Source organism: Schlesneria sphaerica (assembly GCF_044336245.1).
Lineage (GTDB): Bacteria > Planctomycetota > Planctomycetia > Planctomycetales > Planctomycetaceae > Schlesneria > Schlesneria sphaerica.
Window position 1 is genome coordinate 5,859,888 of sequence record NZ_CP172346.1, and the last position, 13,755, is coordinate 5,873,642.

Below are 13,755 nucleotides of genomic sequence, written 5' to 3' on the forward strand. Positions count from 1 at the left end.
GATAGTGAACGGGTGAATTCATGGATCGCGAATTCGCCACCTTCTTGTTCGACAAACTGTGGAAGCGGGTCTCTCACGAGGTGTCGGGAGATCTCTTTCAGCCCGGGGACATCCGCGGGCGCGCCCCTGCAAAGGATGGAGGAGCTGCCGTATGAAAACTGTTTTTACAACCGGCGAAGCCGCCAAGATCTGCAAAGTCAGTCAGCAGACAATCATTCGCTGTTTTGACTCGGGACAGCTGCGCGGCTTTCGCGTCCCCGGTTCACGTTTTCGCCGGATTCCTCGCGATATTCTCTATCGGTTCATGAAAGAGAACAGCATCCCTACGGATGCCCTCGAAAGTGGTCGGCGCAAGGCCTTGATCGTTGACGACGACGTGGAACTGGTCGAACTGATCCGGGATGCGCTGGAAGCAGACGGCCGATTCGAGATTCGCGTCGCCAACAACGGCTTCGATGCAGGTATGATGGTCAAGGAATACCGTCCTGACATCATCGTTCTCGACGTGATGCTGCCCGATATTAACGGCAAGGAAGTTTGCCAGCGGGTTCGTATGGACTCGGCCCTCGACGGGACAAAGATCATCTGTATCAGCGGGATGGTCGAGCAAGACAAGATTGCGGACCTGAAACTCTCTGGAGCGAACGACTTCATGCAGAAGCCATTCGAAATCGAAGCTCTGGTGGAACGGATGTGCAAATTGCTGGATGTCGAACCGGTTGAGGCATAAGCTCGATCGGATGTTTGAATATTGATGAGGTTGAGGACGATGGCGCGCCATCGTCCTCAATCTCATTTTATGACTGGGCTCAGTCCAGTACGTGGTCGGTGACTGTCGGTTGGTCCAAGCGTCTTCCCAAAATTCACTTCGATGAAGAGTGCTATTGTAATGTCTGCCCCCCTCCAGACGTATGCCACACGCGACTGAGAAAACGAGGCTCTGATTGATGGCCGAACCAGCGGAGAGACCCGAGACGCCGATCGACGCGCAGAAAATCTTCGTGCTGCCCGACAGGGACCGACTTGAGGCCCTGGCGGAATTCGCCGCGGGGGCAGGCCACGAGATTAACAATCCGCTGGCGACCATCATCGGACGGGCCCAGATGCTGTTGAAAGAGGAACGGGATCCTCAACGACGACAAATGCTCATGTCCATCGGCGCCCAGGCGTATCGCGTTCGGGACATGATCGGTGACGCGATGTTGTTTGGAAGGCCTCCTCAGCCTGAGCCACGGGCCGTCCTGCTGAGCGAGATCGTGGCACAGGCCATCACCAGGCAGGCCGAGTTGCTCGCCAGTGGCAGATGTCAGGTCGTGAACAAGGTCCCGGAGTCCCTGTCTCTGCACGCCGATCCGACACAACTGGCCATCGTCGTTTCCGAATTGATGCGAAATGCTGTCCAGGCGATGCATCCGGAGGGCGGTGTCATCGAAATTTCGGCCCAGGCTCAATTGTCTCAGGCGGTGATCGAAATCACTGACTGTGGGAAAGGCTTTACGGAGATCGAACGTCAGCACGCATTCGACCCGTTCTTTTCTGGTCGACAGGCAGGGAGAGGACTCGGTTTCGGCCTGTGCAAATGCTGGCGAATCGTGGACCAGCATCGAGGGCAGATCGAGATTATGTCAGATCCCGGGGGACCGACGACCGTGAGAATCCTCTGGCCGTGTGCCGAAAAAATGTGAGCCATTTTCGTCATCACGTGGAAGAAATGCGTCGATTTTTGACACACGTAGCGATCCGTGCCAGCGATTAATCCGATTTTCGGTCCCGGACAGGGTTGATAGGTTGTTCTGGAGGTCCCACCAATCGAAACTAGTGGTGATTTCTCGTGACCAACGCCGATCATTATTTTCGGCGGAGCCAGCGGTGACCGCTGGCCCAAGACCCGTTAAATTCTGTGTAGTTGACACAAGTTTTTAAACTTCGCCAAATTGCCAAACATTGAGAGTCTTCAAATGCCATCACGCGGCAAGCTGCAGGGGATCTTCACACCAAACATCGTCCCTCTGAACTCGAGAGGTGAAATCCATGAGAGTGAACTGCGACGGTATGTCGACTGGCTGATCGAAAAAGGGGTGCATGGCCTCTATCCGAACGGCTCGACGGGTGAGTTCACGCGATTCACGGTGGAAGAGCGAATTCGGATCATGGAGATCATCTGCGATCAGGTCCGTGGACGGGTTCCGGTGCTCGCCGGGGCGGCCGAAGCCAATGTGAAGGAAACCGTTCGGGCCTGTGAGAAGTACTACGAGCTGGGTGCCACCGCAGTCGCGATCGTGGCTCCCTTCTACTACAAGTCGAGCCCTCGCGCGGTTTACGCCTACTTCAAGGAAATTGCGGATAACACGCCGATCGACGTGACGCTGTACAACATCCCCATGTTTGCCAGCCCCATCGACGTGCCAACCGTCAAGCGACTCGCCGAAGACTGCCCCAAGGTTGTCGGGATCAAGGATTCTTCCGGCGATATCCCGAACATGATCCGCATGATTCAGGCGGTTCGTCCTTCACGTCCGGAATTCAGTTTCCTGACCGGATGGGACGCCGCTCTGATGCCCATGCTGCTGATTGGCTGCGACGGGGGGACCAACGCCAGTTCGGGTGTTGTCCCTGAGCTGATGCGAAAGCTGTACGATCTGACGCTCGCGTACCGGATCGACGAAGCCCGCGAATTGCAGTACGACATCGTCACCTTGTTCGATGCGATGCTGTTCTCGGCCGAGTTTCCTGATGGATTCCGTACGGCAGTCCGCTTGCGTGGCTTTGAAACGGGTGTCGGACGTCAGCCTCTCAGCGACGATCAGCAGGCTGATCTGGCCAAACTTGCCGACAAACTTCAGTGCATGCTCTCACAACACGGCTTCACGGACGAACCGCTTTCCGGTTGTTCCACGGGGCTGGGAGGTTCGTCCAATCCGGGCGAAGTTTCCACGATCGTTCACGCGGTCGTAGCAGAACTGAAACGTCGCGGCCTGGCATGAGGTCTGACGGAAAAGTTCTGGTTCCGAGGCAGGTGGACAGGATGAGCACGATTATCGCCCGTCGCATCCGTCTGCGTTCGTGAGCTGACTCGACCGGGGACGAGACAATTTGAGGGCGGTGCCGTTGCCGGCATCGCCCTCTTTGTCGTAAACGTGCAACGAAGCTGCGACATTTCCTGGCGAGATGGTCCGCGAGCGAGGATAGGTCCACGTCGGATCTCGCGGCCCCCCTTCCCTGCTCTCGTCAATCAAACCTGGTCGGATGCCGCGTCGAATGAATTTGCTCTGCGGTCGCAAGGCAAGACGCTCGATCGTGCTGAAGGTCGCCGTTATCCGGGAGAGAACAGCTTGTAAGTCTTGTATCCGCCGCCGATATTGACCACGTCGGTGAACCCGGATTGCAGCAGGATCCGGGTCGCCAGATAGCCTCGTTGACCTACCTGACAGTACACGGCGATCGGCTTGTTCGCTGGCAGTTCTTTCAATCGCTCGCGCAGGTCGTCGACCGGAATATTGACGGCTCCCGGAATCGCTCCTTGTGAGAATTCCTGCGGCGTGCGGACATCGATCAGGTAGGGACGTTGATCAGACGCAGTGGCCAGCAGCGATTCCACGTCCGTCTGGGGATGGTCCCCTCGGATCAATCCGCTGGCCACGAATCCCGCCATATTGACCGGGTCTTTTGCCGAGCCGAACTGAGGCGCGTAGGCCAGTTCCATCTCTTCGAGGTCGAATACCGTCATCCGTGCCTGAATCGCCACAGCCAGCACATCAATCCGTTTATCGACCCCCTCACCACCCACGGCCTGAGCTCCCAGGATGAGGCCATCCTTCGGGTCGAACAGGAGCTTGATCGTCATTGGCTGAGCGCCAGGGTAGTAGCCAGCGTGATGAGCGGGATGGACGTAGATCTTGCGGAACGAGCGATTGGTGAATCGCAGAGTTTTCTCAGAGGCACCCGTCATGGCAATGGTTTTGCCGAAGAAGCCAATAATGGCTGTTCCCTGTGTTCCCCGATAGCGACTCGAACGTCCGAAGACATTCTCAGCGGCGATGCGGCCCTGACGGTTGGCAGGACCGGCGAGCGGAACTTGAGTCGGCTCGCCACTTCCAAAGTCTTTGACTTCGATGGCATCTCCCACTGCATAGATATCTGGATCGCTGGTCAGCAGTGTGTCGTTGACCTGGATTCCGCCGCGAGGACCGACGTGTAGTCCCGCATCGATCGCAAGCTGGTTTTCGGGGCGAACACCAATTCCCAGCACAACGAGGTCAGCGGTAAGGTGCTGCCCCGATTTCAGATGAATCATCAGGCCTTCGGACTGCTGCTCGAATCCTTCCGCCGTATTGTTCAGCAGCAGCGTCACACCCTTCTCTTTCAGTACCTGTTCGAGGGGTGCAGTCATCTCTTTGTCGTAAGGTGACAACAACTGATCCTGGGACTGGACGACGGTGGTGGGAATCCCATTGTGGACGAAGTTTTCCACAAGTTCCAGCCCAATGAACCCACCGCCGACAACGACAACGTGCCGAACTCCCGCGTCGACCGCAGCTTTAATCCGGTCCACATCCTGCAGGTTGCGAAGAGTGAGGATTCCCGGCAAGTCCACCCCCGGGATGGGTGGTTTCATGGGGGCGGCCCCGGGAGCGAGGATGAGTTTGTCGTAGGACTCTTCGTAAACACGTCCTGACGCCTGTTCACGAACGACGATCGTCTTCGCCGCTCGATTGATTTTTTCGACGTTAGAGCTGGTCCGTACATCGAGACGGAATCGGCTTTTCAACCGTTCACTGGTCGTGACCAGCAACTTGTCCCGGTCGGCGATGGTTCCGCCGACATAGTAGGGAAGACCGCAGTTCGCGAACGAGACATCGGGGCCTCGCTCAAAGACGATGATCTCAGCAGATTCGGAAAGTCTACGGGCACGGGCTGCGGCCGAGGCTCCCCCGGCGACACCACCGACAATCAGCAGTTTCATGGATCGTCCGTTCTGTTGGCTCAGTTTGTCTGGCACGTGCCCGAATCGGATTGACATTGATTCCAAGGCATCCTGGCCAGAATCATTCCCATTCCGCAAGTGTCCGTGATTCCGGCAAAAACGAGTCCGGCACCAACGAACGCAGACAGTCCGTAGAAATAGGGATGCACGAACCAGCCGAGCACGACCCCGGTGAGAACGAGCGAACCGGCCGCGATTCGGACCTGCCGTTCAAGCGACATGGCTTTCTTGCCACGCACGACGGGAAGCCCGGCTGCGACACAGGCGGTCGTTCCCCCTTCGACATTGACCACGTTGGAAAATCCGGCTTTCACGAACTTGTCACATGCCTGCTGACCCCTGCTTCCGGACTTACACACGACATAGAGGGGTTCGTCCCCCGATCCCTTCCGCGACTTCATCAGAGCGGCGGGATCAAGCTGGTCGAGAGGCACGTTTCGGGCGATGTCGACATGGACTTCACGAAACTCAACAGGCGTTCTGACATCGATCAGTTCGACGCTTTTCCCCTGCTGACGAAGTTCCGCAAATCTGGCCGGAGAGATACTCGATGCACCCATGGTAAGCTCCTGTAGTTTCCTGACATCACGCAGAACGGAAGCCTCGCGTCGTTCCTCATCGCGAGAGGAGACGGAGTTATTCCGATTCGCTGCCAAACCGCCCTTCGATGCATGCCATCAGGTCTGAAAGATGAGACTCAATGACTTTGTAGTACGTTTTCCGTCCTTCTTTTTCGCTGACCATAAATCCGCAACGCTGCATCAATCGCAGGTGTTCAGACGCCATGTGACTGGGGATTCCGCATGCTTCGGCGAGTTCCCCAACCGTATAGCGTCCATGCAGCAACATCTGAACGATCAAGAGGCGATGCGGGTGGGCAAGCGTCTTGAGGCACTCGGCAGCTCGTTCCCACGATTCCATCGACAGATTTTTGGGGATGTTGGTCGTGGTCTTCATCTACGTTCCTCATTGACCAAGGTATCGGAACATTTCGACAGGTCAATCAGTTTTTCCGGACGCTACAATGCAGGAGAAACGGTTTATTCGCGGAATGGTTTGGAAACAAAAGGGTTACTTTGTCAGCCCAGCACCGCCCGGCAACTTGTGCCCGAGCTTGTCCCGTTTTGTGGCGAGGTAGAATTCCCGCTGTTTTTCCGTCGGGGCGATAATCGGAATCTGCTCGACCACCGTCAGGTCAAAACCCGGGAAGGCATTGATCTTTTGCGGGTTGTTGGTCAAAAGTCGAACGGACGACAGGCCCAGATCCTTCAGAATTTGCAGCCCAACCCCGTAATCGCGCGAGTCGGCTTTGAAGCCCAGCTTGTGGTTCGCTTCTACGGTGTCATAACCCTGGTCCTGTAACTGGTACGCTTTCAGTTTCGCCAGCAGGCCAATTCCCCGCCCTTCCTGGGGAAGGTAGATGACCGCGCCGGTTCCTTCCGAGTTGATCATTCGCATGGCCATGTGCAGCTGGTCGCCGCAATCGCACCGGAGCGAATCGAGGACGTCACCGGTGAAGCAGGAAGAGTGGACTCGTACCAGGGGCGCTGGAACGGACTGAAGATCACCCCAGACAATCGCGAGGGGTTGTTGATCTTCGTGCTGCACGCTGTAGGCAATCACCTTAAATTTGCCGTAGTCACGCGTTTCGAAGGGCGTTTCGACCTCGCGCGTCACCAGTTGCTCACGCCGGCGGCGGTAGCGGATGATCTGGTCAATCGAAATCAGCGGGATGTTGAACTTGCGAGACAGCGACGAAAGTTCTTCAAAGTCGGCCATCCCTCCACCCTGTTCGCTCAGGATTTCGATCAGGGCACCGACCGGCTTCATGCCTGCCAACCGCATCAGGTCGACGGTAGCTTCCGTGTGTCCGGTCCGCCTTAAAACGCCTCCATCCTTTGCCAGCAGCGGATTCAGGTGGCCGGGCCGAACAAAGTCGGCAGCCTGGCAAGTCGGATCGCTCATCGCCAGGATCGTCTTTGCGCGATTATCGGCACTGACTCCGCTGCCGGCATCCCGATGATCAACGGGAGTCATAAACAGTGTCTGGTTGGGAGCGGTGTTCTTCTGACTATCGACGATGGGTGACAACCCCAGCCGATCCGCGGTTTCCTGCAAGACAGAAACACACAACAGCCCTGCACCGTAGCGCAACATGAAACTGACGAGCTCAGGAGTGATCTTCTCCGCTGCGCAGACGAAGTCACCTTCGTTCTCTCGTTCTTCCGAATCGACGACAATGACCAGACGTCCTGATTTGATCGCGTCGAGCGCATCATCAATGCTGGAAAAGGGATCGGAAGTCGAAGAGGCGTCGATCGTCATTTGCATTTGCCGAAAAAACGGAAAGTGGGAAGCATCATTGCGAGGAATTGTAGGCGGGAGGACCACCGATGTGAGAATCGAACGTGCGGAATTCAAGATTCGACCTGTCGGCCGCCGCACTTCTGAGCCGGCCGGCAGGTGATATCAGGGGTGGCTACGTCCGATCCCGGGCACATCGATCATCATTTCGCCAGGTCGACGCAAAGCAGTTCCTTGTCATTGCGAACGTACATTCGCTTGTTGGCGAAAGCAGGAGCACACCAGACGACGTCACGACCGAACGCCGTGTTGGTGGCATCGATCACATGCGATCGAGAGAGCTCGGTGAAGCCTTTCGGGGTCAATTGACCGATAATCAGGTCTCCGGTTTCTGCAAACATCCAGAACTTGTCGGTGGAACCTGAACGAACCAGGAAGACTGTCCCGCTGCCCACTTTGCGTTCTCCCAGAGGCTGCGGAGTGGTCCAGGTGATCTTGCCGCTCGGGATTTCAAAGCATCGTAAATCACCGCTTTGATCGAGGCCGTAAACCTTTCCGTCCATCAGGAATGGCTGTACGTTCACGGGAGAAATTCCCCGTTTCGCCTGATCTCGCCACACCGTTTTCGCGCCGGGTTTATCGGCCGCTAATTCGATCAGGATGTTCTTGTTGTTATATCCGCCGACGAACAGGTGGTTTCCATGGTGAATCGGCGTCATGATGATCGAGCCGTTGTCACCCTGGTAGTCCTGTTTCCACAGTTGCTTGCCAGTTTCTGGATCAACAGCGTAAATCGAATCGGGACTGCACAGCACAAGCTGACGGACACCAGCCTGCTGGATGATCAGCGGGGGGGAATAGCCTTGCTCACTCGCGGTCCCGGTTCTCCAGATCTCTTCGCCCGTGTTCTTGTTCAGAGCGACGCAGTGGGAACCTTCACCTCCCGCGATCACAATAAACTTATCACCGTCGATCAACGGCTGGCTGGCGTATCCCCAGAGTGCCGCTTTCGTCTTGTATGTTTCTTTGAGGTTCTTTGCCCAAAGCACTTTCCCATCGTCTGCGTTCAGGCAGGCAAGTTGCCCTTCGGCCCCTTGGGCGTACACCTTCCCCTCATGAACCGTGGGGGTACTGCGGGGTCCAGCAGGGTAAGAAATGGAATAGGTTTCAGGGTGAGGCTGTGACCACAGCAATTTGCCCGTCTTTTCGTCCAGGCACAGCAGGCGCTCGGTCCCGGTCGAAGCCTTGCGGTCAAAATTGTCGATTTTGACATCGTCATCAGTGACATAGTCGGTCACATAGACTTTTCCGTTCGCTACGGCAGGACCTGAGTATCCCCCAGCCACCGGGGCTCGCCAGACAATTTTAGGCGTTTCCGGCAACGTTTCGACGAGGCCTGTTTCACGCCAGACGTTGTCTCGTTGAGGACCCATCCACTGCGGCCAGTCGTCTGCACGAGCGACGGTGGAAGTGAGAAGAATCAGGCATAGCCAGTTGCGTGACATAGTTCAATCCTGAATTGTGAAGGAAGCCAGACGGTCGAATCTTAGCATGGGGGGGGATTTTTCGTCATCTGTGCAAGGCGGAAAGCGAACCTCGCCGTATCTCCACCCACAGCGGAGATGCCACACGGGGGAGTACGTTGTCATGCCGGAACGGGTGTGCCGATTTGAAAATGCCCCGTGAAACCTCACGTCACGGGTCTGGTTCGGTCGGTCCTCTCACCGAATGGGGGGCGACTACACAATTCAGGAGCGCGCCGCAGGAACTCGTCGTCCCCCGCGGAAAATTTCCGCTGAGACCGACAGCGATTGCAATGCGTTAAGCAGTCTGTCAATTTCGCCAGACGTGTTGTAGTGCATCAATCCGACACGAATGACGCCGTCAGGTTCGAGTCCCAGGTTTTCGGTCACTTGAAGCGCGTAGAAGTTACCGTGGCCGACGAACAGTCCCTCCTGCCCCAGTCGGTCAGCGACGTCAATCGCTTTAAACCGGTCGTGCACAAAACTGACCGTGGGGGTGCGATCGGCGAGACGATCAGGGCTCGTCAGTCCAAAGACCTTCAGTTCGGGAATTGTCAGCAACCCATTAATCAACTTTGCACTCAGATTACGCTCGTAGGTGCCGATGGCCGCATACGCTGAGCGTAATCGATCTCTGAGTGATGTGGCGGAATTGTCGACCTGCTGTCCCAGGGCTGCCAGGTATTCGACGGCACTCTTCGTTCCTGCGATTCCTTCGAAGTTCTGGGTTCCCGTCATCCACCGACCGGGCAGCGTTTCGGTGACGGGCCGCAGCTTGTACGGAGTCAGCGACGTTAACAGGTCCCGTTTTCCGTACAGGACGCCGACGTGGGGGCCGAAGAACTTATAGGCCGAACAGGCCAGCCAGTCGCAGCCCCACTCTTCGACGTCGGGAAGACTGTGCGGGGCATAGTGGACGGCATCCAGAAAGACCTGGGCTCCAACGGAGTGTGCTCGCTTACAGATTTCCTGAACTGGATTCAGGGTTCCGACGAGATTCGATGCGCAGCCCACGGCGACCAATCGGGTCCTGTCGGAAAGTTTCGAATACAGGTCTGCCAGGTCGAGTGTGCAATCGGATTTGTGAAAATCGACATACCGGACAACGGCTCCCGCGTCTTGTGCCGCGAGCACCCACGGAGTGACATTGCCATCATGGTCCAGACGAGTCACGACGATTTCGTCACCGGCCTGCCATGTTCGACTGAGGGCGCGGCTGAGGGCGAAGGTGAGCGTCGTCATATTCGCGCCGAAGATGATGGATTCAGGATGAGCCGCGTTGAGAAAGACTGCCAGCGTCTCGTGCGCCGACTCCAGCAACTCGTCACTCTCTCGGGCAGTTGCGTACTGTCCGCCCCGATTGGCGTTGGTGTGGAGAAGGTAATTTCCAATCGATTCGGCGACGCGTGATGGGACCTGGCTTCCCCCCGGTCCATCAAAATAGGCCGCAGGGTGGCCGGAGACTGTGCGGCGAAGTGCAGGAAACTGATTTCGGCACCAGTCAATCGGAAAGTCGGTGGCTGAACCCATTCAGGTTGTCCGTGAAAGAGAGGGAATACAGAGTGAGCATGGCAGTCAGTGAGTCACTCTTCGCGACGATAATGGCCCGCTATTCAAATTGCCACTAGTCAGAAGCAACGGGCTGGCTGCGGCTTCACGGGGGGATGGTGCTCTGTGGGAGGCAAGTCACTCCGTCGAATGATCGTTCTCTGCGCCATCATCAACTGCTCCTTTTCCGCAGCAGATCACAGAAGCGAGTTGGAATCCCGGAACGGTGGTGCTTCCGATGACGTTATTGTTTCAGAGAATCGTTTGCGTATACTTTTTGTTATGGCCCGTGAAATTCGGAAAATGCGGGTCCTTCTTACTGTCGGCGGAGAACTGCGATGCACGCTCTCATGATCAGTCTGGCGTTGTTTGGGCAGGCCGAATTGGACAAACTTCCCCTTCCTCCCGCCCCCGCCCCGGTCGCTGCGGCAGCTCCCTCCCCCGCGACAGCCGAACAAGTCGAAGATTTACGGGCGTGGTTACTGGCTCAGCTGATCGTCGATATGTCGTTCGATCCTCAGAAGTCTGCGGAAGTGGAACGGATGCTGGGGCGCATGAATGAACGACAGGTCCGCGCTCTGGTCGCGGCTTATCGAGAGCGAGCTGCTCAAAAAGAGCAGAAACCACGTGTTCAAATAGAGACCGGCGAACAACTGGCGATGGACCAGGCAATGCTGGATCTGCAGCAGGCCGAAGCCTACCGGGACCATCTGAAACGGGAGTACAACCGACGTCTGCTTGAAGGGCAGATGACACAGAATCTGGTGAGACAGAACCTGATCAACAGCCAGCAGGTGATGCTGATGTCGAATGGGGCCTACGGGTACAATTCGTTCGGTGTCGGCGGGTTGGGCTGGGGAGTCGTCAATTACGGCGGGTTCGGATTTGGGGCCCCCGGTTTTATGAGCCCTGTGATCTACGGAAACACGGGTTTCGGCGGGTGGGGTGTCTGGTAATCTGTCGCTGGCAGGAACGGGTCAGGGTCTCTCTGAGACTGTCTGAATCAATACTGTCTGAATCAATGGAGTGAATCCTGCACGCATCTGCGTGGCGGGGGTGTTGAGTCGGGTGAAAGGATGACAATGTCGAGTGCTTTACGTGTGCTGCTGACGGACCGTGCCTGGCCTGATGCCGAGATTGAAAAGAAGATCCTGGGAGCCGCCAGGGCTGAACTGGTTGAAGCAACTGCCACGGATGAAGCGACACTCATTGGCCTGGCAAAAGACGTTGACGCCATTGCGACGAACTGGGCTCACGTGACCGAAACGGTTATTCGAAGTGCACCTCGTTGCCGCATCGTCGCCCGGCTGGGGATCGGCATCGACAACATCGACGTTTCTACGGCAACCGAACTGGGAATTCCGGTCACGAACTGTCCCGATTACTGCGTATCAGAGGTTTCCGACCACGCACTGGGGCTGCTGCTGGCATGTGCACGGCAGATCGGCTTCTTCCATCTGCGAACAAAGCGGGGAGAATACGATCTGAGTGCTGCCGGACCGATGCGGCGACTCTCGGGTCAGACCGTGGGGCTGATCGGCCTGGGAAATACCGCCAGAGAACTCGTTCCCAAGTTGCGCGCGTTGGGGCTGACGGTACTGTCTCACACACGATCGGGGGCGGACTACGGCACGGGCTGTCGCATCGTTTCGTTGAAGGAGCTTTGCGAACAGAGCGATTACATTTCAATCCATGCTCCACTCGTCCCCGAAACGCGGCATCTGTTCAATGCCGAGCGGCTGAGGTGGATGAAGCCAACAGCCTATCTCATCAACACGTCGCGCGGCGGATTGATCGACCCCGCAGCACTCGGGGAAGCCCTGCAGAAGAATGTCATCGCCGGAGCGGCACTTGACGTATTCGAGCCCGAGCCACCGGATCTCAACGATCCCCTCTATCAGGACGAGCGGGTGATTGTCACACCCCACGCCGCATTTGTGTCGCAGGAGTCACTTGATCAGATGCGGACGCAGGCGATGAATCAGGTTGTTCAAGCCCTGCGGGGTGAGCGACCGGATAATCTGGTCAATCCGACCTACCAGGCATAGCGCTGTTCTGCCAACAGATGGGGTTGGTCGTCGCACTCCCGGCGACTGACCCCACTCTCGACAAGTTCTCCAAGATCGTTTTGTACGGGGGGGGCGTTTGGATTGAGCCGGCCAGCAAGCGGCGGGGCGACAAACCAGATTCGCTAATTGAACAGTCGTGAATCGTTTTTGGGTTCCTGTTTCTTCACAGCGCGAGCACGTTTGACTGGCACTGTGGGAGTGGCGGGAGCGCTGACTTTGGGTTCGGGGGCTCCGTCCAGTACATCCCCCGGGTTGATTTTGGCGAGACGTGTCAGCCCTCGTGCGATGTATTCTTCGCTGATGTCAAAGGCGAGAAAATTGCGATGCAATTTCTTAGCGACCGCGGCGGTCGTGGCACTGCCGCTGAACGGGTCCAGTACCAGTTCGCCGGGGTTTGAGCTGACTTTGATGATCCGTCCCAGCAACTGCTCCGGCATCTGACAACCGTGGAAACCTTCACGCTCTTTGAACGTGCCCGCCACACGCGGAAAGTACCAGGTATCTTCTTCAGGGGTCAGCCCTTCGACGAGATCCTGAGGACGCAGAATCCACGTATCGTCTGGAAGGCGTCCGCTCTTGTTGGCACGGGCGTCCCCATAGACAGTTTGCCGTGCAGAGGGGACTGCGATTTCAGATCCATTAAAGGTGAAGTTCTTAGCGTTCTTCACAAAGTGGAAGATGTGCGTATGGGAGCGACTGAATTTGAGTTTGCAATTCACGCCGAACGTGTAGTACCAGATCACCCAGCTACGGCAATGAAACCCGATCTCCTGACTGAGGAGCTTCAGTTCTGCTGCATAGTCGTCGCCAATGGCCAGCCAGAATGTTCCATTTGGTTTGAGGACATGGTGGACGCCCGAGATCCACTTTCGGGACCAGTCCAGATACTGTGGAGGTGCCTGACGATCCTTATAGACATCGTAAGAGTACCCGATATTGAATGGGGGATCCGCAAAGACAAGGTCGACGCACCCCGCCTCCAGCCCCTTCATTGCTTCGATGCAATCAAGAGAATGGATCGTATTTAAGGCGAGCATCAGACGGCCTCCCTGCGGGCGTTATCAAGAGCGGGCAGCGATGCCCGGAATAGGTCACTCAGCGGCCGTGATGCTAGCGTGGTTCCCTTCAAGTCTCAACGAGGGGTGAAAAGCTCTGCTAAGGGGCTGTGAGGATTGACGTGTCACTTGTTCACTCACATGATGACTTGACGACTCGCTACAATCCTCCCACGTGCGCAAGCTGATTGGCTCCCCGCTTCTTCCTGTTTCTGAGGGATGCGGTGTTAGTCAGGGGAGAGAGTCGAGCGGCGTCGCAGAGACTGGTTCAG

Annotated in this window: 12 protein-coding genes; 5 read left to right on the top strand and 7 right to left on the bottom strand. The window is 56.7% G+C overall.

Translation table 11 applies throughout. From position 1 onward, the window contains the following. Positions 1-151 precede the first annotated feature (151 nt). The 3 genes from ACGY09_RS21180 to ACGY09_RS21190 all read left to right on the top strand — a co-directional run bounded on the left by ACGY09_RS21180 (position 152) and on the right by ACGY09_RS21190 (position 2,984). Positions 152-730, top strand: coding sequence for a response regulator (locus ACGY09_RS21180; RefSeq protein ID WP_373652989.1), 579 nt, complete (start codon positions 152-154; stop codon positions 728-730). Positions 731-947: 217 nt separating this feature from the next. Further along, positions 948-1,685, top strand: coding sequence for a sensor histidine kinase (locus ACGY09_RS21185; RefSeq protein WP_397569336.1), 738 nt, complete (start codon positions 948-950; stop codon positions 1,683-1,685). Positions 1,686-1,958: 273 nt separating this feature from the next. Continuing rightward, positions 1,959-2,984 carry a dihydrodipicolinate synthase family protein gene (locus ACGY09_RS21190; protein ID WP_373652987.1) on the top strand — a complete coding sequence of 342 codons (1,026 nt, stop codon included), beginning with the start codon at positions 1,959-1,961 and terminating at the stop codon, positions 2,982-2,984. Between the two features lie 329 nt (positions 2,985-3,313). Here the strand turns inward: ACGY09_RS21190 and ACGY09_RS21195 are convergent, their stop codons facing one another. The 6 genes from ACGY09_RS21195 to ACGY09_RS21220 all read right to left on the bottom strand — a co-directional run bounded on the left by ACGY09_RS21195 (position 3,314) and on the right by ACGY09_RS21220 (position 10,341). Then, positions 3,314-4,963 (bottom strand): FAD-dependent oxidoreductase, encoded by a 1,650-nt coding sequence (locus ACGY09_RS21195; protein ID WP_373652986.1) that lies wholly within the window; start codon positions 4,961-4,963, stop codon positions 3,314-3,316. Positions 4,964-4,983: 20 nt separating this feature from the next. Then, on the bottom strand, positions 4,984-5,544 hold the full coding sequence (locus tag ACGY09_RS21200) for a rhodanese-like domain-containing protein (RefSeq protein WP_397569337.1): 561 nt from the start codon (positions 5,542-5,544) through the stop codon (positions 4,984-4,986). A 76-nt stretch (positions 5,545-5,620) separates the two neighbouring features. Further along, positions 5,621-5,941: an ArsR/SmtB family transcription factor gene (locus tag ACGY09_RS21205; protein WP_373652984.1), complete on the bottom strand. Its 321-nt coding sequence runs from the start codon at positions 5,939-5,941 to the stop codon at positions 5,621-5,623. A 114-nt stretch (positions 5,942-6,055) separates the two neighbouring features. Beyond that, positions 6,056-7,309, bottom strand: a complete 1,254-nt coding sequence (gene ribA / locus ACGY09_RS21210; RefSeq protein ID WP_397569338.1) for a GTP cyclohydrolase II — start codon at positions 7,307-7,309, stop codon at positions 6,056-6,058. A 182-nt stretch (positions 7,310-7,491) separates the two neighbouring features. Continuing rightward, a complete protein-coding gene (locus tag ACGY09_RS21215; protein WP_397569339.1) occupies positions 7,492-8,793 on the bottom strand; it encodes a PQQ-binding-like beta-propeller repeat protein in 1,302 nt (433 codons plus the stop codon). 243 nt (positions 8,794-9,036) lie between these two features. After that, entirely contained in the window at positions 9,037-10,341 is a 1,305-nt protein-coding gene (locus ACGY09_RS21220; protein WP_397569340.1) for a cysteine desulfurase-like protein, read from the bottom strand. Positions 10,342-10,697: 356 nt separating this feature from the next. Between ACGY09_RS21220 and ACGY09_RS21225 the strand changes: the two genes are divergently transcribed. Continuing rightward, positions 10,698-11,315, top strand: a complete 618-nt coding sequence (locus ACGY09_RS21225) for a hypothetical protein (protein ID WP_397569341.1) — start codon at positions 10,698-10,700, stop codon at positions 11,313-11,315. A gap of 126 nt (positions 11,316-11,441) precedes the next feature. Further along, positions 11,442-12,407 carry a C-terminal binding protein gene (locus ACGY09_RS21230; protein ID WP_397569342.1) on the top strand — a complete coding sequence of 322 codons (966 nt, stop codon included), beginning with the start codon at positions 11,442-11,444 and terminating at the stop codon, positions 12,405-12,407. A gap of 143 nt (positions 12,408-12,550) precedes the next feature. On the opposite strand, the gene ACGY09_RS21235 is transcribed toward ACGY09_RS21230, so the two are convergent. Then, on the bottom strand, positions 12,551-13,465 hold the full coding sequence (locus ACGY09_RS21235) for a DNA-methyltransferase (RefSeq protein ID WP_397569343.1): 915 nt from the start codon (positions 13,463-13,465) through the stop codon (positions 12,551-12,553). Between the last annotated feature and the right edge of the window lie 290 nt (positions 13,466-13,755).